The following is an 18,563-nucleotide window of genomic DNA, read 5'->3' as shown; positions in this document are numbered from 1 at the left end:
AAGTATTTAGTCCTTGCTTCCGCTTTTTGCTGTCAGCAGAGCAAGCATTTCCTTCTCATAATTCAAAATCTGCTCCATAGTCAGCCATTCGGGCTTTCCGTCCGCCAGGAAGCTCTCCCACAGGGCCTTCATGTATCCGATCTGGTCTGCCACGTTTCCGGCCCACAGATGATTACCGTAGATTTGCCCGTTCCCAAGAAAATAGTCGCAGTCGCTGCGCATCCGATCCAGCAGCATATACCGGAACCGGTCATCCCAGCCTTTTTTATGGATGTACTGTTCGTACTGATTTATGGTCATCACACCTCCATCTGATAAAATATTATTGCTGGAGAAGCGGGAGGGAACCATACCATTCCCTCCCGCTCCATACTCACCTATACCCCGGCCATCTCGAAGAACTGCGCCGGCGTCAGCACAGTCACACCGAGGGAACGGGCCTTCTCCAGCTTGCTCCCGGCGTTCTCGCCGCAGACCAGGTAGTGGGTTTTGCTGCTCACCGAACTGCCCGCATGAGCGCCCAGAGCTTCGATCTTCGCATTGATTTCTCCCCGGGTGTAAGGCTCCACCTTGCCGGTGACCACAACGGTCTTTCCCACAAAGGGATTGTCCTTCACCGCTGCATCCTCCGGAGCAGCAGGCGGCGCAATTTGCACCAACTCCCGCAGGCCCAGCCAAATATCCCAATTTTGTTCCTCCTGGAACCACTGATAGATATTCTGATGCAGCGCCTCACCGAAGTCCGGCAGCTGTTTGAAGTCAAACTGACCGTAAACGGCTTCCTCGAACTCCTCTAAGCTGCTGTGGAACTGCCGGGCCAACGTGCGGCTGGCGGTGTTGCCGATCATGGGAATGTCCATAGCGATCAGATACCGCTCAAAGGTTGTCTCCCGGCTGCGCTCAATGGCTTCCCACAGGCGCTGCCAGGATTTCTCACCAAAGCCGTCCATCTTCACAATGTCTGCCTGATGCTCATTCAGACGGTAAATATCCATCGGACTGTGGAGCCATCCCTTGCCAACCAGCCGCTCCAGCGTCGCCTCGGACAGTCCTTCAATGTCCATTGCCTTTTGACTAGCGAAGTGGACGAACTGCCGCAGGCGGCGGGTCTCACAGGCGGGATTGTCGCAGAACAGCGTCTTGGTATCATTGTTCTCATGGATACGGGTGGGCTGGCCGCAGCAGGGGCACTGACCGGGAATGGCCTGCTCCATACAGAAGCCGCCCCGGTCCAGATTTTCCTCCACATGAGGAATAATCATGTTTCGCTTGGACACCAGCACCCGGTTTCCCGGCATCAGCTCCAGGCCCTCAATAAAGGAGAGGTTATGCAGACTGGCCCGGGAAACGGTACAGCCGTCGATTTCCACCGGTTCAAAGACCGCTACCGGGGCGATCTCCCCCGTGCGGCTGGGCGTCCACTCGATGTACTGGAGCTTGGTTTCAAACAGGTCATCCTCAAATTTGAAGGCAAGGCCATCCTTGTAGTGGTGGCCGGTACGCCCGCAGGTCTTGGAGTAGGCGATGTCGTTATAGGTCATCACGATCCCATCAATCGGAATATCATTGTCCTCGGCATACTTCCTCAACAACTGAATGCCATCGTCAATCTCTTTCTGCTTCAGCGGCCGGTTGGCGACCATGAATTTACAGAGATTGAACCCAAGCGCCGGCAGATAGTACAGCTTGTCCGATTTGCGCTCCTTCCCCGGGAAGCCCTCCAGTACATTGAAGGGCATAAACGTGACACGGCGTTCCCTACAGTCGGCGGCATCCAGCAGCCGGACGGAGCCAGCGGCAAGATTGCGCCCGTTTTTATACGGCTTGCCTGTGCTGTCCAGCAGGGTTGCTTTCAACGCCTCGAAATCGCTGGGGCGGATAAAGGCCTCGCCCGTAACCACCAACCGGCTTTTGTAAGGGATCTGCGTGGGGATGCCTGTGATGCCGCGGGCATTATGTGTAATGATCTCACCCTCGTTGCCATCGCCACGAGTGGCCGCCTCCACCAGAACACCGCCCTCATAGGTCAGCTTGACTGTCAGGCCGTCCAGTTTCAGCATCAGCATAATCAGCTGGTCACCCATGAACGATACCAATTCCGCGCTGCTTTTTGTTTTGTCCAACGAGAGCAGGGGAACGATGTGGATGGTCTTCTCCAGCTTGCTGACCGCCGGCCAGCCCACCGTCTGGGTGGGGGAGTTTGCCATCTGCACCCCGGTAGTCTGCTCCAGCTCTCTCAGTTTGTCAAAGAGCCGGTCATATACTTCGTCGCTCAAGGTGGGCGCGTTCAGGTTGTAATACTCATGCCGGTACTGATTGAGCAGGGCGTTCAGCTCCTGCTGCTGTGCGATTTTAGATTGCTCCATTATGATGCCTCCCATCAATAGTTCCTGTATTTCCCAAAGTTCAACTCGCGGATAACTTCCTCAATTTTCTTATCATCATCCCAGCGCAGGTAGAAGCTGGGGCTTCCCGGGGCCTTGCGGATGGTGACACGCACTTCGCCGCTCTCCACCATAAACAGGATGGAGCGCCGCTGAACGCAGACAAGCGCCAAATTACCAAGTTGCTTCATTTGCATAGCCTCCTTCTGATTTAAGCCGCAATCCGCATTTCCCAATACGGATCAGCTTCTTCCAACGCTTCCATAGACACCACCGCGTTCGGGAGGAAATAGGGGGCCTCCCGGAAGCCATACCGTGCCTGAGAGCCGCCGCAGGTGCGAAGCGCATAGCGCAGGCTCATAAAGATGTAGTTCTTCAAGGTCTTACCGGCCTGGTTATTGGGGTCGTACAGCTCCACAGCCCGGATCAGCCGCACGGCGAGGGACTGGTACACATCGTCCCTGTCCAGACGGGCCGCCTGAATCAAGGAATAGTTCTGTTTGATCACACTGTCGATGCACCAGAGATACTCCTGCACCAAAGAATTGCGCTGAGGAATTGTTATGGTCATTGTACTCAAATCCTTTCTTTGTAAGGCAGGGTGCGCCTCATGTGAAGCACACCCTGTCATTTCATCATTATGCGGCATCGTCCAAGTGTTTTTTCTTCTTCCACTTGTCCAAAAATGCGCTGACCTCTGGTACAGGTTTGCGATTGTTAGAACCCCGTACCTGATAGATTTTGTCTCCCTGCACCTCAACGGTGAAAAACGGCTTGTTCCGTTTAGCTTCCTGCCGGATGAACAGAATGACAGTTCTTTTTTCGGCCATACTCCGGGCGTAGCCGCCGACACAGTGATGGAGCTTTTGTCCCTCCACAACGATTTCCCGTGCGGAATGGGGCGGCAGCACGATAAGGCCGTCAGACCTAAACTGGTACCGATCTTTCAGTTCCTTCTGCATAGCTGCGATTTGCGGATCATACTGCTCCACTCGATGCTGTTTTATCAAGTCATTAGCTTGGTCATGTGCTCTCTTGAAATTTTTAGGAAACAGTATAAACTCATTTTTCAGATCGTATTGAAGTTGCTCACAAAATCCCAGGTAGTCGCTGTAGTCGGACAAAACTCCTGCACAGCCCCGATAAGTGCTCTTTTTTAATTTAGAAAAGAGTTGGTCGAGGTAGCGCATCAGTTTGTGTGGCGTAGTATGGTTCAGAGCAAGGGCAAGCTGATTCACTTCCACAAGTTCATTCGCATTCACCCATGAGAAAAATTCCTCGCTGGGCTGGTGGCCTGCCGCCCGCAGGATACGGAGCAACCGCAGGTTACGGATATCCGCCCCCGGTTTTTGGAGGAGAGGCAGGTCGGAGGGGTCGATTTGAAGCACCTCTCGCAAGTTTTTGCCATCAAGATTGATATCCTTTGTCCCGTCCTGCCTATAAACTACGTGGGTTGCCAGCCAAAACAGTTTCAGCTTGACAAAAAACTCTATGGCAGGGATTTTACGATAGGAAATCAGGTAAGGCCCTACCTCCATTTGGTCGTGGACACCTTCATAAAACTCCCGCAGCTGGCAATATTGCCACGGAGTCCCTTTCAACGCTCTGCTCAGATTTTTGTAATAGAGGAAGCCACAGGTCTCCGCATTGAAATTTCGCTGGAAGAGATATGACACAGGGGGATACCCCTTTTTCCAGCGAGTAATACCAACGGAGTCCCCAGAGTTGTGATAGACTTCTTCATCAAGAGCACCATTTTTCCGCGGGTCAATGATGATCCGGGTTTCCTCATAGCAGTTCATTTCCACCGGCCTATTTTTAGGAAAGTCGTGATACGCCTTGACAATTCGGATAATCAGGCTGTCGCCGTGAAAACGCTGAACCACCGTTGCGGTAACACGATCCCATATATACCCACGCTTCTTGTTCGACTTCATTGTGAGTTCCCGACCACAGTGAGGGCAGATGCCAGCGGCGTTGTGCCGCACCCCGGTCAGCTTGATTTCCTGACCGCAGGCACTGCATAAACCATGAACAGACTTTTTCCCCTTCTTATAATCATAAAAGAAGTAGGATGGCAATACTTTGCGACGCAGCCAATCCTCCAGATCACAGGGCAGAGGGTTCAGCCCACTCAATCGAGACCGGATCCTCCGTTCCCGATTCTTCTGCCGCTGCAGCGTTTCCTTATCACGAAGTTGCTGCTGCATATGAGAAATAGCGGAAAAACCAGTGTCGCAAAGCTGCACGGCCACATGAGGTTTGCAGAAGTTGATCACTCGCACTTCGTCCGGCCTGGAATAAAAAGCACATTTCTCCGTCAGAAATTGGTAGTCCCGCTCCAGATTCTCCAGCATGGCCGTCCGCCATACGGTTTTCGTGTCCGGCTGATGGTCGTAGGTAATGAAGCTGTCGCTGGCTTGAAATGCGGTGTAGGTCAACCTCGGCCTGTCGCCAGGGGTATCCCCCCTGGCATACAGGCACAAAATCAACAGGCGCCGATGACCGACAATTTTTACCGCCGTGCGGATAATGTACTTCAACTTGGGAACAAGGAACAGGCCGCAGTCAGAATTAGGTGCCAAACCAGGCTCCAAAAACTGACGGCAGGCTTTCTTATCGATTCCGCTCATTATGCCACCCCCAGCAGACTGAGCTGGCTGTCATCTTCAGCCGGCTTCTTCGGGGATTCTTTCGCAGCAGCTTTCTTCTGAGCAGCAGCTTTCTTATCTCCCTTCTTACCCTTGGCCTGCTTGCTGCTCTTGACCTTGGATGCAGTGCCGCCAGCATAAGGCTTGGGCACAAACTTCTCTTCCGCTTCCTGATCTTCCTTGGCATCAGGATCGTTGAAGTAATCCATCGCCCACTGGTAGCAGAGATCGTCCGGAACATCGCTGCCATAGACGCCATTCTCAGGCTTAATGTCGTTATCCTTCATCTCCTGTTCAATGAACTCCTTTGCCTTCCGATTGATGTACCAGATGCAGTGGATCATGCTCTTGCGGGGGTGCATGACCCGGCGGGCAAAATCGGGATCTTCCAAGCATTTCGTCTGGATATATTCCGATACACAGTCCTTCATATTGCGGCGGGTGAGCTTTTCGGTATCGGCGCTCACCCGTTTCATAGAGGCCATCATCACATCATCGTCGCTCATAGCGGCCAGGCGATCCAATTCTGCCTGCATAGCGGCTTTTTTCTGCTGCTGTTTTGCATCCCAATCGGCTTTGCGCTTGGCCTCGGCAGCTTCATGGGCCTTCCGCTTGTCATCTTCATCTACTGTGTCATCGCTGGTTTCAGACGCAGCAGAACCTTGGGGCACAGTCTGCTCACCATCCGGCGCGCCATTGACCTGAATCAAGGTGTCGGGGGCAGTCTCCGGCTCCGTCTGCTGGTGCGGCTCCTCCTCGAAAGCGGGAAATACAGTCTCTGCCGGTTCATCCCAGGCGGGTGCCTCCGGCTCCGCAGGAACGGAAGGAACGATGTTCACAGAAGCCGGGTTGTCGCCATACTCCTGCTCCATGCTCATTTCAGAAAAAACTCCCATGGTAAAAATCCTCCTGTTTGGTTTTAATAGCAAAGGGACACAGACCAGCCATAAGCCGGTACTGTGTCCCTTTGCTCATTTTGCTCAAATCGCATAGATCAGGGTGCTGAACGGATCAAAGCAATAGCACACCAAATCCGGGTATTGAGCAGTCTTTCGTTGGATTTGCTGTTGGACGGCGAGAGCGGGGCCTTCCTTGTAGGCCAGCTCCCATCCATCCCAGAACATTGCGGTGAAATAGCGGTGCAGCGGATGGTATTGAACCTCCGCGCCCAGCGCATGGCAAAACGAACTCATTTCTTCCAGCTGCTCCACTTTGCTTCTATGCGTCATGATCCCCTTCTGGCATTGGTTTTGCCAGCTCAGAGGAAAACTGTACGGGGGCAAAGCCTGACTGGTCACAATAGAAATAGCTCCTGTTTTTTTCGTCATACAGTTCCACCACGTCGGACATAGACAAACTGTGTCCCCGATAGCCCTCGGGGAAGGTATCGTTGCAGCGAATGAAAATACGTTCCAGTACATCCTTGGGCTCCGCATCCTTAGCACAGGGAATACCCCCGTCATAGACCAGCCGGTAATCTTCCGCCGGCGGCTGCTGATAACCGGCCTTCCGCATTACCTCAATGCTTCGGAACGCAAAAGGATAGGTTTTGATCCCCTCCAGATCCAACTGATAGACCCGGAACAACTGTAGCTGCTGTTCCATATTTATGGTCACATCCTCCTTCCGTATCTCATTTTTCCTGTGCAGCGCCAACTGCCAATCATCAATCCCCTTGTAATTGGGATTCCAGACCAGCCGCCGGCATGTCATACCGTGTTTGACCGCCAGCTGGCAGACTTTCGACGCACCCTTGCTGACCATATCGTTGCTGTACTTGTCCATATCCTCGGCTTCAATGATTTCCTCGGTGCCGTTCTTCCTTAAAAATGCGAACAGTTCATCCAGCCCGGCGGTATTGTTTGCCCCGATCATAGCGGCAAAGGAGCGGCCAGTCAGGGCGTGAACAATATCCGCCTTCAAAGCGCCCTCGGTCACGTAGACAACGCGGGAGCAGGGATCGCCCACAAAATGGACTGGGCATTTCGATGTAGTTCCCATGTTCTTACCTGTTGAGGACAGCGTGAGGTATTTTATCCCGGACTTTTCCGGTGGATCATCTTTATCCCGAATGGGCTTGTCCAGACGGGTCTGGAGACCGCAGAGCAGTCCCTCCACGCTGCGGACAGGAATGAGAATCCCAGAGGTCCGCCGGTGGAACTTGACTGTCCATTTTCCATAGTCGTCTATGTAGAAGCCCGGGACCCCCTGAATCCGGTATCCAAGCTCCGCTAACTGCCTTGCCAATGTGCGGCAGTATTGCGGGGGAGGGGTGCTCTTGAAGCCATACTGGTCGATCTGAGCGTCTGTCAGTCCCCGCTTGCTGCGCAAATGTTCCCGATGGGCCGGCGTCAAGGACAGAGCGGACATCATAGCGGTAAAGGTGCGGTGAATTTCCTGCTCACTGGCACGCTCCGCCTGGGGCACCTCTTTTTTAGGCCCGACCAGACTGGGAGTGCTGTACGCTGAGGCAGCATTCCCGGTCTGCAAGGCATCGCAGATCTCCTTGTAGGCATCTGAATTGCTGATCCTGTAGACCTTTGCGTACAAAGCCAGCATCCCGCCGCCCTCACCGCAGTAGTTGCAGCGCCAGACATTTTTCGTCAGATTAAGGTTCATCTTCCCACGGCGGTCACCGCAGATGGGGCAGTCCACATAGATATGGCCGGCCCCTCTCCGCCTGATGTTCAGGCGGAGAAGGGAAGCAACGTCCATAATGGTAAAGGGAAAATCTGTCGCTTTGTAGTCCATAGGAATTAGCTCCTTCCATCAGTCCGGTGGGCCGGATATGAGTTAGCCGGCCTTCTGCATCTGACGGTAGTTCCAGAGCAGAGTCGCCCCGGCCTTCAAAATGTTGCTGGCATCCTGGCAGCCGATCATATACCATCTCAGGCTGGTCGGGCGGCGGTCAAGCACCTGGCCCAGCGTCCAGCCCTTACAGGTACCCAGCGGAACCAGAATGTCCCGGGCCTCGTCCATCGTCATGCGCTCACAGATTTCCTCCACGGTCATATCATCCGTGTAGCCGCCCTGGGCATCTGCCTCCGGCACGTGATCGGCATTTTCGCCGTTTTCAGCCTCGGCATCCAGTTCGGCGTGGGAAGTCATAGGCAGCACGGTCACATTCTCCGGAGCGGAGGGCGTACCGATTGCGGGAACCTCTTCCCGGGAAGCAGGCGCTTCCTCAACGGGGGCTGCCTCCGCGGCTTCCTCGGCCGGCAGTTCAGCGGCAGATTCCTGATTCAAGGCCGGAACCACAGCCTCCTCCGGCGCGGTCTGCACAGGGGCGGCGGGTTTATCTGCCGCATTCGCTTCGGACGTCTCTGCGGGTTTCGGCTCTTCCTCAGCCTTTTCCACGGGCACAGCAGCCGGTTCAGAGGCTTTCACAGGTTCCGCTTCCAACACCGGAGTCCCGGCAGAGGTCGTGGTCTGCGAATATGCCTCTACCTGAGACAGCGGGATTTCGGAGCCAAAGCCGCTGCCATCGGACACCTGGGCCACGTCACACAGCTGGATGCCAAAACCGGCGTTATCCAGCGCCTCATTCAGCGCCTCGTCCTGGGCCGCCCGGATATACAGGCCGCCGGGGACGTTCTGGGCCATCTGCGTGGAGGTGAAGCTGGCAAGGAGGGAGGCGTTGTCCTCCCGGTTGGCGTAGAGCCTGGCCTCGAAGATCGCCATCTGATCCGTGATCCGCAAGGGGTTGAGGCACATCCGCCCGTTGGGGCAGGCCAGCCGGAACCACACCTTCTTGTAGCAGAGGTCCAGCTTCAGCACCTTTTCCCCATTCCGGGAAATCGTGCGCAGGTACTTCAGCGGGTCGAACCCCGGCACCTTCCGCAGTTCCCTGGCAGCGGGGACGGTGGTGAGCAGCGATTTTTTCTTCTCGTTCATTTTTGCAAACTCCTCTCATTAAAATAAACAAGAGATACCCATGCCTTTTTCTGCATAGTGCATCCCTTTTTAACCGGCATTTTTCAGTTCACGCTCCGGCGCAGGCAAACGAGTCCGCGCACAGTGGTACAAGGTAATGCGCTCTCCCAACAGGGTGTTGCGCTTCCCGTTTCTGCTTTTGCGGATCGCCATATACAGCGCCTTTTTGTGTCCTACCAGGATCACCCTGCGTTTGGCACGGGTAATGGCCGTATAGAACAAGTTCCTTGACAGCAGGATTTTGTGGGCCGGGAGCATCGGGATGATGACCGCCTCATGCTCACTGCCCTGGGCCTTGTGGATCGTGGAGGCGTAAGAAAGCTCCAGTTCTCCCAGGCTCTCCAGCGGGTAATCGGCAAAGCGGCCATCAAAATTGACAACAACCGTGCCGGACCGGATCGCGTACACCACCCCAATCTCACCGTTGAATACACCCATGGAGATAGGCTCATTGGCCAGGTCATGCAGAATAATGTCGTAGTTGTTTTTTATCTGCATCACCCGGTCGTGCAGCCGGAACAGTTTTCCGCCAAATGTAACCTCGGGTTTTCCCGGCGCTGCCGGGTTGACCTCCTCCCGGATAGCCTCGTTCAGCCCGTTGGCCGAAGCGGCGCCCTCTGAACGGAAGGGGGAGAGGATCTGTACCTGTTCCATACTGGTTTGCCCCAACTCGTTCCGGTAGACCTCGCGGATCAGCTCCGCAACCTCTTCCTGGGAGTCAGCTTGGATAAAGGCGAAGTCTCGCCCATAATACAGGTCGCACTTGCCCTCCTTGACAAACTTGGCATTGTAGGCGATCAGGCTGTCCTTGGCCTGACGGAAAATCTGGTCAAGCACCGTCACCGGCACCAGACCGCACTCAATCAGTTCCCGGAATACACTGCCTGCGCCCACGCTTTCCAGCTGGTCGGCATCGCCTACCAACAGCACCTTTGTCCCGGGCTTCAGCCGGGAGAACAACTGGTAGGCCAGCCACATATCCATCATGGAACACTCGTCCACGATCAGGAGGTCAGCTTCCAGCTCCTGCTTCTTCTGCCATCCGGCGTCCTCACCGTGGAGGCCCAGGAGGCTGTGCAGGGTCTGTGCGCTGTCCATTCCAGTGGTTTCCGCCATGCGGCGGCTGGCCTTGCCGGTGGGTGCGCCCAGCTTGATGATGTTCTTGGGATAGAGCCGCTGGTACGCCTCGATCACAGCCTTCAAAATGGTGCTCTTGCCGGTACCGGGTCCTCCGGTGATGATGGACAGGTTGTGCTGAAACACCATCTCCACACCCTCGTACTGCCTGAGCGACAGCTGGATACCCAACCGGCCCCTGATCTGCTCCATGACGGGGGCAAGTCTGACCGGTTCCGGCACCTCCAGGAGCATCTGGACCACCTTGCAGGCAGTCTCGCTCTCCTGGGTGAACACATGGGGCAGATAGATGTTTCCCTTGTTGGCAACTACCACATTGTCCATAATCATCGCCTTCACCTCCTGCTCCACCTGCTGCCGGTTCAGGCGCAGGTCAAGCTGGGGGATTTTTTCATTCAGCAGTAAAAGAGCGTCTTTAACCAGCGCATCCGCTTCCAGGTAGAGGTGGCCCTTCTCCGTGCGGGATTTCTCCAGCGTGTAGAACAGCGCCCCCTGGACACGCATGGGGTCATGGAGGTCGCCGCCGGATTTCTGCACGATGGCGTCAACCCTCTTGAACCCGAAGCCTGGAATCTGGCACAGCCGGAACGGGCTTTTCCGCAGCAGTTCCACACCGTCCGGGCCGAAATGCTCATAGATTTTCATGGCCGTGGTGGGTGTCACCTTGAAGGGGGCCAGAAGGGTCATAATGTCACGCATGGCCTTGCTTTCCGCATAGCCAGCCTTGATTTCATCCAGCCGCTCCTCGGTGATACCCCGGATTTCCAGCAGCTTATCCGGCTGGTGCTCCAGAACATAGAGGGACTGAACGCCGAACCGCTGGATAATGGCATCGGCCGTTTTCTCACCGATGCCTTTCAGCAGCCCGGAGGACAGATAGCCACGGATGCCCTCGATGGTGGGGGGCACGATCTCATGCCACCTGTCCACCTGAAGCTGGCAGCCATATTTGCCCTTTGTCCACGTTCCCTCCAGCTCCATCTTAATGGAATCCGTCTGGGGCAGGTCATACCCGACAGCGGTAAACCGAATCAAATGGTCGCCAAAGGTATAGGGACTTCGGGCATCCTCCGGGATCATCATGTCTGCGGTTTTCAGCCGCAGGACGCAGTATTTACTGGCAGGGTTGCAGAAAAGCACCCTGTCAAATGCCGCGACAATGCTCATAGTCATACCTCCTGGGGCTTACGCCGCTTTCGGCTCGGCCCGTTTCACATTGAACCGCCTGCTCTCGGAGATTGAGACATATTCCGTGTAGATCTCCGGGTGACGCTCTTTCAGCCGCAGCAGACTGTCTTTCAAAATGCTTTCTTTGTAGCTGGGATTGAATGTCACGGTATAGCTGCCGCTGGCGTCCTCATAGACGGCGGTACAGCTGCTTCCCATGTCGGCCACAATCAGCGCCTTCATGCGGTCCATCTCGGCTTTGAGCCGGTTTGATTCCGCATCCAGCCGTTTTTTCTCTGCTTGCAGCTCTAGGAACCGGAACATCTTCGCGGATTGGGGCGGCGTCAGCAGAACAGGCGGAGTATCCTTTGAGGATGGCCCCATCAGCCGGCGCAGGCTCTCCAGGATCAATTCGCCATCGTCCTCAAAATAGGGCGGCGGCACTTGGGCCTGGACATTGTTGAGCCAGAAGTCCTCCTCCAGAGAAATCAGTTCCGATTCATAGTCCATGTCCCGGTCAATATGCCGGATGATGACCTCTTCCTCGTTGTTTCCATAGAGGCAGCAGTAATAGACCCGGTTCAGGTTCATCACCGCCATGTAGTGCCGTCCCTGGGACTCGTAGTACACAGGAACAATCGGTTTTCCGTCGTACTCCCACTTGTCGCGGGCATTGTAGTTGGTGGTCTTGCACTCCAGAATTGCGGTGCTGCCGTCCGGCATTTCCACAAGAAAATCCAGATCGGCCAGCATCCAGGGGTGAGCCGGGTGCTGGAACATACACTTGCGCCGGTAGATTTTCAGCCCGGTCTTCTTCGCAAAGATGCGGGCCACCAAATCCTCCAGCAGAGTTCCGACTTCCATAGCGACCCAGTTCCCTTCATCGTCCTCGATAGGAAGGTTCCGCTTGTCGTAGTAGAGGTCCACCGCTGTCCGAAAAGGGGAGATCCCCAGGACAGCCGCCGCGTCGCTGCCGCCAAGTCCCTGGCGGCGGTACGCAAGCCATTCTTCCCTTGACAGGTCAGCCGTTTCCACCAGCACCAACGGCTGATATTCAACGGCCTGTGCCAAGTGCAGCGACCTCCTTTCCGGGAACGGCAATTTTCGATACTCTCTGCTGGTTCTTCCTGCGGTTGAGCCTCATGGAGCCTACCGCGTGTCTGGGATGGCCTCCCGGTTTCCAGGGCCTTTTACGTTTCATAGTCTGTCTCCTTCCATAATTTGATATATCCTCAAAGCCTTTCGGCATTTGGGCAGAAAAAAGCGAGAATGACCTGAAACTGAACATCAGTTTTGTCCGTCGGGTGACGGGCATTGGTCATTCTCGCATAGGTGGGAAAATCCCCCGGAAAAAGCAAAAAGCCAGCAGCTACCGGCCATTTAGGCGCAGTAATACCACTGGCAACACATACAAACTTAACAACGTGTGCAATTCGGATCGCTCCGATCACCAGGCAAAGCCCAGCTATCCCCGAAGGGAGGCGCACAAAAATCAATTACCTAGTTAGCATACCACAAGATATAGAGATTGTCAACGAAAATCTTCTATATCTTGTTTTTCCTTTTCTTTGCAGAAAACCGCATACTCGCATCTGTTTATTTTTAGACGGGAAAAACCCCGGTTCATGCTCTGCCGTTCCCCAACGGCAGGCTGCGCACCTTGAAAAAGCCTGCCATGTTGAAGCATTGGCCGGGCCTCATACCCTGTCCCGGAGGTTATACAGGAGTGGCGGACAGTGTGCATTCCGCGCACCCGCCGCTGAAATGCCGCACAGCGGCTGCCTGACGATACGCGGTCTGGAATGAGGGCGCAGGAAATGGGCCGGGAACAGGTTGTCACATAAACACAGTCATGCAATCGGCCGAAGATGTCATGGCGATTTGCCGTGACATCGTATATTTGACAATATGCTGGGAAATAATTGAAATGGAAGGAGTGAGAAATATGGATATGCGTTCGGGGATTGATAGGAAAGGTATTGATAAGTCTTCCCTTCGTGATATTAGCGGTGTGAGTATTGATATGACGTTGCCGCAGCAAGAGCGTATCAAGAGCTATGTGGAACAGATCGGGAATCCATACTGTTACCTTGACGGCGATATTGTGGTCACAATCGGATACGCCGATACCGATGTCAGTTTACAGGATCGTTTGAAGTCCTATATTTCTAACTTAAAGTGAATATGGGAAAAAGCACCATCCCTTTTTCGATTGACAAATTGCCCTGAATATAGGATAATAACAGAGTCAATGGAGGTGGCTTGGTCAGCCGCCAGGGATAGGTACCGGAAACGAATTTCCTGATGATTCCATTAGGAGGTTTGACGATGGCACTATATCCAGAGAAAATATATCGTTCCATGGCATATTATCGGCTCTCAAAGAATGATTATGCTACTCATGAGAGCGATAGTATTTCTAACCAGCGAAAGTTAATACAGAATTATGCCGCTACTCATGCTGATATTGAACTTGTGGGAGAGGCATATGATGATGGCTACACCGGGACGAACTATAATCGCCCCGGCTTTTGTGCTGTCATGGAGGCAATCGAATCTGGCAAAGCTGATTGTGTCATAGTGAAGGATCTCTCCAGATTGGGCAGAGAGTATATTGAGACTGGAAAGTATTTGGAGATGGTGTTTCCGGACAAGGGCGTGCGGTTTATCGCAATCAATGATGATGTGGACAGTGACCACCGCAGTCAAGGAGACGACATTTTGATTCCCGTCAAAAATATCATAAATGAATCTCAATGCCGGGAATTATCCAAAAAGCTCCGGGAGCAATTTCGACTGCAAAGAAGCCAGGGCGAGTTCTTGGGTGCATTTGCAAGCTATGGATACCTTAAATCTGCTGAGGATCGGCACAAGTTGGTCATTGATGACTATGCCGCCGAGATTGTTCGTAACATTTTTACACTGAAAATGCAAGGCTATAGTCAACAGGCCATTGCCGACAATTTGAATCGCATGGGCGTTTTGCCGCCTTCTGAGTACAAAAAGCAGTTGGGTCTGCGGTATCAAAGCGGTTTCAAATCGTCAAAGAGGGCAGAATGGACAGCTATGACTGTGCGAAAAATCCTTACAAATACGGTTTATGTTGGAGAGCTGGTACAGGGAAAGCGCGGCACACCAAATTACAAAGTTAAGAAGATGCGGGAGAGAAAGCCGGAGGATTGGGTTGTAGTGGAGCACAACCATGAGCCTATTATTGATGAACTGCTGTTTTCGGCCGTTCAGAAAATGATGCAGAGGGATACCCGGACTTCACCGGATCACAAGACAGTTCAAGTGCTTGCGGGACTGCTGTTTTGCCCTGACTGTAACCGTGCCATGTGCCGACGTGTTGTTACGCGAGGTCAAAAAAAGTTTTACTACTATGTATGCTCCACCAACAAAAAGGGATGCGGATGCTCCAGCCACAGCATTTCTCAGGAAAAGTTGGAAATAGCGGTACTGCACGCCATTCAGGGGCAAATACAGAGCATCGTAGAGATGGATACGCTTTTGAAGCAGATTTCCTGCAATGAGTTATTGGCCGTAAAGCTGAAACGGTTGGATATACTGATTGCCCAGGCAGCGCAGGAATTAGAACGCTACGAGACATTTCGGATGAAACTGTACGAGGCTATGACAGACGGCCTTGTGGATCGTGAAGAATATCATCAGATGCGGAAGCGGTATACCCAGCAAATCGAGGTTTCAGAGCAGGCTCTGCATGAATTGGAGCAGCGTCGCAAAGAGACTGAGGAAGAAGCGGCTCCGGACCGTACCTGGATGGAGCAGTTTTTACAGTATCAAAATATCACTGCGTTGGATCGTGAGGTCGTTGTTACACTGATTGATAGAATCTATGTCTACGAAAACAGGGAGGTGCATATTGACTTTAACTTCCGGGATGAAATGGCGGAAATCTATGACCTGCTGAACACGGCGAAGAAGGAGGCGGTATAAATGGCACGGAAGAGCAGATATACAGGCTCTGTCCAGGAAATCCCGGAAATCCGCCCTCATTGCATTGCCGCCATTTATCTTCGGCTTTCCGTGGAAGATGGGGACAGCCTTGAAAGCAACTCGATTGGGAATCAAAGGAAAATCTGCCTGGCCTTCCTGGAAAAGCACAGCGATTTTGAAATCGGCGCATTTTATGTGGATGATGGCTGCACAGGTATGAATTACAAGCGCCCCGGCTTCCAGTCCATGTTTGCCGATTTGAGAGCAAAAAAGGTCAACTGCATTATCGTTAAGGACATTTCACGTCTGGGGCGCCACTATATTATGACCAGCGAATATGTGGAAAAGATATTCCCGGAGATGGGTGTCCGCCTAATCTGTATCAACGATGACTATGATAGTGAAGATACTTATTCCGACCGGGATGGCCTTTTGATGCCGTTCAAGCTCGTTATGAACGATACCTATGTAAAAGATACTGCACGAAGGATTCAAAGCAGCATCCATGCGAAAATGGACAGCGGAGAATACCTGCCATCGTCAGGAAGCGTTCCCTATGGGTATCGAAGGGTACCGGAAAAAGGTACATTTGAGATTGACGGAGAAACGGCCCCAGTTGTCCAGCGCATATTTGAAATGCGTGCGGAAGGTATGATGTTCAATACGATTGCAAAAACGCTGAACGAGGAGGGCGTTCCTAGTCCGGGAAAAATCCGGTATGATCGTGGTCTGATGAAGTCCGAGAGATACAAAAATGCTCTGTGGCTTCGAGGGGCTGTCCGGAAGCTCACAGGGGACGCTGTTTATACCGGAAGCCGAATCCACGGGAAAGTGACCCGTGAGCGCTTGGGAGGTGATAAAAAAGCCCGTCCCAAAGAACTGTGGCAGGTGATTCCCGATGCGCACCCGCCCATCGTAACCCAAGAGCTGTTTGACCAGGTACAGGAAATCAATCGCAGGGAGTTGGAGCGCCGGTCTGCGTATGATACATTGGATAATCCAGATCCGGACTTCCGTGATATTTTTCGTGGAAAAGTGTTTTGCGGAGAATGCGGAGCGAAAATGACTGCTGGAATCTTGGCTGGCAGGAAAACAACTCCGGTTTCAGTCTATTTTAATTGCAATCAGTATCGGTACTCGAACCATCGCAGGTGCAGCAATCATTACATCCGGCAGGAAACCCTGATGGATACCCTGAGACATTTCCTCGACAAACAAGTGGAGATTGCAGTTGATGTCGAACGATTGGCTACAGAGATACACAAAATGGAAAGTACGCCTGACAGCGTGCAGAACCGTTTAGCAAGTTTCCGCAGTCAGCGTATGAACCTGGAGGCCAAGCAGGACCGGCTTTTAGAGGATGTGGCGATGGGTGTTCTTGACCGGGAGGAGTATATCCGAATCAAGGCACGATACCGCAGCGAACATTCCCTTTTGGAACAACAGGAACAGGAGGCTATCCAAGAGTGCGAAAGAATAAAAGCCGCACTTGGAACGGCAGAGACCTGGCTGGCTGCAATCCGGTGTTATCGGGAGATACCGAAAATCGACCGAGAAATTGTAGATGTACTAGTGGATCGGATACTTGTATTCGAGGACAGAAGCATCCGGATTTCTACAACTTATGGCAATCCGTATGCGTTACTTGAAACGTGCCTGGACAGCAACGCTGGAGGTGCTGGCTATGCTGGATAGCGGGAAACTGAAGCTCATGTATCTTCGGCTCTCGAAAGAAGATGACGACATTGACGGAAAAGGGCAGGAGAGTTTTAGTATCGGCTCCCAAAGGCTTTTGATCCAGCAATATGTCGAATCGCATTCAGAGCTTGGGAAATACAGTGACTTTGAAGAGATCATTGATGACGGTTATTCTGGAACCAATTTTAACCGTCCCGGGGCGGCGCACCTTTTGAAACTGGTAGAGACAGAACAAGTTGAAACGATTATTGTCAAAGATCTCTCCCGGTTTGCCAGAAACTATCTTGAAGCAGGACATTTTCTGGAGTTTGTCTTCCCTGCGTATGATGTTCGGTTTATTTCTATCAACGACAACTATGACAGCCGTGCATACGGGGAATCCACCGGGGGCCTGCAACTGGCAGTCCGCAATTTAATCAATCAACTTTACAGCAAGGATATATCGAGGAAAATCAAAAGCACTGTCGATATGAAAAAGCTGAATGGAGAATACGTCTACGGAGCGGTCCCCTATGGGTACAGGAAAGGGGAGAAGAAAAACACAATTATAGTAGACTCCGAAGCGGCCGGGGTGGTGCAGAAAATTTTCCAATGGGCATCCGAGGGCATTACAGTGTCGCAAATTGCCCGACGTCTGAACACAGACGGGATTCAAACTCCATCCATGTACCTGAAGAATGTTCGGGGTAAGTATCGGGTCAGTACGTACTGGTCGTTTGATTCTGTGAAGAACATTTTGATCAACCGAATTTATACAGGTGATACAGTTCCCTTCAAATCCCATGTAGTGAGAGTTGGAAGTGACCAAGTAAAGCTGCTGCCGGAGGATGAACAGCTTGTGATTCCTGATACACATGAGGCTATCATAAGCCGGGAAATGTTTTTCCAGTCCAGGAAAGTCATCAAGAGCAACGTGAAATCAAAGTCACAAGGCCCCTCCAGCCTGTTCTCCACTTATTTGAAATGCGGCTGCTGCGGAAACAAACTACACAAAGGGCGCAAAAGCAATCAGACATTCCGATGCGCTACCGCGAGATATGCACCGGATTCGGATTGTGCAAATGTGCATATACAGGAGAAACGACTGGCAGAGGTTATACTTCGGGCAATTCAAAATCAATGTGATGTAGTGGATGCAAAGGTGCAGACCGCAAGGGCTGCGCGAAAAGGGGCCCTCTCGGAACAAACATCCCTTCAAAATGAACTGCAGAAGCAGAAACGGAGAGTTGAAAAAAGCCAGACACAGGTGATGCGCGATTATGAAGCGTATATCAGCGGCAATCTGACAAAGGAAGCGTTTCTGCAAAGAAAGTCGGCAGCCAAAGAAGTTGAAGCAGAGGCCGGCATACAGGTAGTACTGCTGACAAAGCAGCTGGAACAGTTAAGTGCTGAGGCGAAGTCCATTGAGTCAATGCTTCAGGCGGCCGATCCGTTATGCAGGCACATCCATGTTCGGGAGTTGACGCCGGAGTTGTTAAAGGAATTTGTCCAGAGCATCACGGTATACCCGGGGGGTGTCATCAACATCATGTGGAATTACAGAGATTCGTACAGCATCCCGAATATGACGTGTGAGTAATAATAGGGACAACACAGTAAATGTGCGATAAGTCCTGGTGGCGAAAACCATTGAAAA

Annotated in this window: 16 protein-coding genes; 4 read left to right on the top strand and 12 right to left on the bottom strand. The window is 52.7% G+C overall.

Features of this window, described 5'->3' with window-relative positions; translation table 11 throughout:
* Positions 1 to 6: 6 nt before the first annotated feature.
* The 12 genes from VV088_RS12610 to VV088_RS12555 all read right to left on the bottom strand — a co-directional run bounded on the left by VV088_RS12610 (position 7) and on the right by VV088_RS12555 (position 12,959).
* The gene (locus VV088_RS12610) at positions 7 to 300 is read right to left on the bottom strand and encodes an LPD11 domain-containing protein (RefSeq protein ID WP_334601063.1); all 294 of its coding nucleotides are present in this window, start codon (positions 298 to 300) and stop codon (positions 7 to 9) included.
* Positions 301 to 377: 77 nt separating this feature from the next.
* The gene (gene ligA / locus VV088_RS12605) at positions 378 to 2,366 is read right to left on the bottom strand and encodes an NAD-dependent DNA ligase LigA (protein ID WP_334601062.1); all 1,989 of its coding nucleotides are present in this window, start codon (positions 2,364 to 2,366) and stop codon (positions 378 to 380) included.
* A 14-nt stretch (positions 2,367 to 2,380) separates the two neighbouring features.
* A complete protein-coding gene (locus VV088_RS12600; protein ID WP_334601061.1) occupies positions 2,381 to 2,575 on the bottom strand; it encodes a hypothetical protein in 195 nt (64 codons plus the stop codon).
* A 20-nt stretch (positions 2,576 to 2,595) separates the two neighbouring features.
* Entirely contained in the window at positions 2,596 to 2,955 is a 360-nt protein-coding gene (locus VV088_RS12595) for a hypothetical protein (protein WP_334601060.1), read from the bottom strand.
* 67 nt (positions 2,956 to 3,022) lie between these two features.
* Positions 3,023 to 5,017: a PcfJ domain-containing protein gene (locus VV088_RS12590; RefSeq protein ID WP_334601059.1), complete on the bottom strand. Its 1,995-nt coding sequence runs from the start codon at positions 5,015 to 5,017 to the stop codon at positions 3,023 to 3,025.
* Positions 5,017 to 5,931, bottom strand: a complete 915-nt coding sequence (locus tag VV088_RS12585) for a PcfK-like family protein (protein ID WP_334601058.1) — start codon at positions 5,929 to 5,931, stop codon at positions 5,017 to 5,019. Before VV088_RS12585 ends, VV088_RS12590 begins: the two co-directional genes overlap by 1 nt.
* Positions 5,932 to 6,015: 84 nt before the next feature.
* Positions 6,016 to 6,264 (bottom strand): hypothetical protein, encoded by a 249-nt coding sequence (locus VV088_RS12580; RefSeq protein WP_334601057.1) that lies wholly within the window; start codon positions 6,262 to 6,264, stop codon positions 6,016 to 6,018.
* On the bottom strand, positions 6,254 to 7,786 hold the full coding sequence (locus VV088_RS12575) for a YodL domain-containing protein (protein ID WP_334601056.1): 1,533 nt from the start codon (positions 7,784 to 7,786) through the stop codon (positions 6,254 to 6,256). The genes VV088_RS12580 and VV088_RS12575 overlap by 11 nt, the downstream gene beginning before the upstream one ends.
* A gap of 42 nt (positions 7,787 to 7,828) precedes the next feature.
* Positions 7,829 to 8,929 (bottom strand): hypothetical protein, encoded by a 1,101-nt coding sequence (locus VV088_RS12570; protein ID WP_334601055.1) that lies wholly within the window; start codon positions 8,927 to 8,929, stop codon positions 7,829 to 7,831.
* A 69-nt stretch (positions 8,930 to 8,998) separates the two neighbouring features.
* A complete protein-coding gene (recD2, locus tag VV088_RS12565) occupies positions 8,999 to 11,272 on the bottom strand; it encodes an SF1B family DNA helicase RecD2 (RefSeq protein WP_334601054.1) in 2,274 nt (757 codons plus the stop codon).
* An 18-nt stretch (positions 11,273 to 11,290) separates the two neighbouring features.
* Positions 11,291 to 12,343, bottom strand: a complete 1,053-nt coding sequence (locus VV088_RS12560; RefSeq protein ID WP_334601053.1) for a YqaJ viral recombinase family nuclease — start codon at positions 12,341 to 12,343, stop codon at positions 11,291 to 11,293.
* A gap of 460 nt (positions 12,344 to 12,803) precedes the next feature.
* Positions 12,804 to 12,959, bottom strand: a complete 156-nt coding sequence (locus VV088_RS12555; protein WP_334601052.1) for a hypothetical protein — start codon at positions 12,957 to 12,959, stop codon at positions 12,804 to 12,806.
* 258 nt (positions 12,960 to 13,217) lie between these two features.
* Between VV088_RS12555 and VV088_RS12550 the strand changes: the two genes are divergently transcribed.
* The 4 genes from VV088_RS12550 (at position 13,218) to VV088_RS12535 (ending at position 18,506) form a co-directional block, all read left to right on the top strand.
* Positions 13,218 to 13,454, top strand: coding sequence for a DUF6870 family protein (locus tag VV088_RS12550; RefSeq protein ID WP_334601051.1), 237 nt, complete (start codon positions 13,218 to 13,220; stop codon positions 13,452 to 13,454).
* Between the two features lie 146 nt (positions 13,455 to 13,600).
* Positions 13,601 to 15,229, top strand: coding sequence for a recombinase family protein (locus tag VV088_RS12545; RefSeq protein WP_334601050.1), 1,629 nt, complete (start codon positions 13,601 to 13,603; stop codon positions 15,227 to 15,229).
* Positions 15,230 to 16,924 carry a recombinase family protein gene (locus VV088_RS12540; RefSeq protein ID WP_334601049.1) on the top strand — a complete coding sequence of 565 codons (1,695 nt, stop codon included), beginning with the start codon at positions 15,230 to 15,232 and terminating at the stop codon, positions 16,922 to 16,924. It begins immediately after the preceding gene.
* Positions 16,914 to 18,506, top strand: coding sequence for a recombinase family protein (locus tag VV088_RS12535; protein WP_334601048.1), 1,593 nt, complete (start codon positions 16,914 to 16,916; stop codon positions 18,504 to 18,506). The genes VV088_RS12540 and VV088_RS12535 overlap by 11 nt, the downstream gene beginning before the upstream one ends.
* Positions 18,507 to 18,563: the final 57 nt, after the last annotated feature.

The organism is Lawsonibacter sp. JLR.KK007 (assembly GCF_036941135.1).
GTDB lineage: Bacteria > Bacillota > Clostridia > Oscillospirales > Oscillospiraceae > Lawsonibacter.
This window is presented reverse-complemented; position numbering and strand designations above follow the sequence as displayed.

Bases quoted from the DNA above. Each gene is read 5' to 3' on its own strand.
- recD2 (WP_334601054.1), bottom strand. From the start codon at position 11,272: ATGAGCATTGTCGCGGCATTTGACAGGGTGCTTTTCTGCAACCCTGCC.
- VV088_RS12555 (WP_334601052.1), bottom strand. From the start codon at position 12,959: ATGCTTCAACATGGCAGGCTTTTTCAAGGTGCGCAGCCTGCCGTTGGG.
- VV088_RS12600 (WP_334601061.1), bottom strand. From the start codon at position 2,575: ATGAAGCAACTTGGTAATTTGGCGCTTGTCTGCGTTCAGCGGCGCTCC.
- VV088_RS12585 (WP_334601058.1), bottom strand. From the start codon at position 5,931: ATGGGAGTTTTTTCTGAAATGAGCATGGAGCAGGAGTATGGCGACAAC.
- VV088_RS12550 (WP_334601051.1), top strand. From the start codon at position 13,218: ATGGATATGCGTTCGGGGATTGATAGGAAAGGTATTGATAAGTCTTCC.
- VV088_RS12540 (WP_334601049.1), top strand. From the start codon at position 15,230: ATGGCACGGAAGAGCAGATATACAGGCTCTGTCCAGGAAATCCCGGAA.
- VV088_RS12575 (WP_334601056.1), bottom strand. From the start codon at position 7,786: ATGGACTACAAAGCGACAGATTTTCCCTTTACCATTATGGACGTTGCT.
- VV088_RS12545 (WP_334601050.1), top strand. From the start codon at position 13,601: ATGGCACTATATCCAGAGAAAATATATCGTTCCATGGCATATTATCGG.
- VV088_RS12535 (WP_334601048.1), top strand. From the start codon at position 16,914: ATGCTGGATAGCGGGAAACTGAAGCTCATGTATCTTCGGCTCTCGAAA.
- VV088_RS12595 (WP_334601060.1), bottom strand. From the start codon at position 2,955: ATGACCATAACAATTCCTCAGCGCAATTCTTTGGTGCAGGAGTATCTC.
- VV088_RS12570 (WP_334601055.1), bottom strand. From the start codon at position 8,929: ATGAACGAGAAGAAAAAATCGCTGCTCACCACCGTCCCCGCTGCCAGG.
- VV088_RS12590 (WP_334601059.1), bottom strand. From the start codon at position 5,017: ATGAGCGGAATCGATAAGAAAGCCTGCCGTCAGTTTTTGGAGCCTGGT.
- VV088_RS12580 (WP_334601057.1), bottom strand. From the start codon at position 6,264: ATGACGCATAGAAGCAAAGTGGAGCAGCTGGAAGAAATGAGTTCGTTT.
- VV088_RS12610 (WP_334601063.1), bottom strand. From the start codon at position 300: ATGACCATAAATCAGTACGAACAGTACATCCATAAAAAAGGCTGGGAT.
- ligA (WP_334601062.1), bottom strand. From the start codon at position 2,366: ATGGAGCAATCTAAAATCGCACAGCAGCAGGAGCTGAACGCCCTGCTC.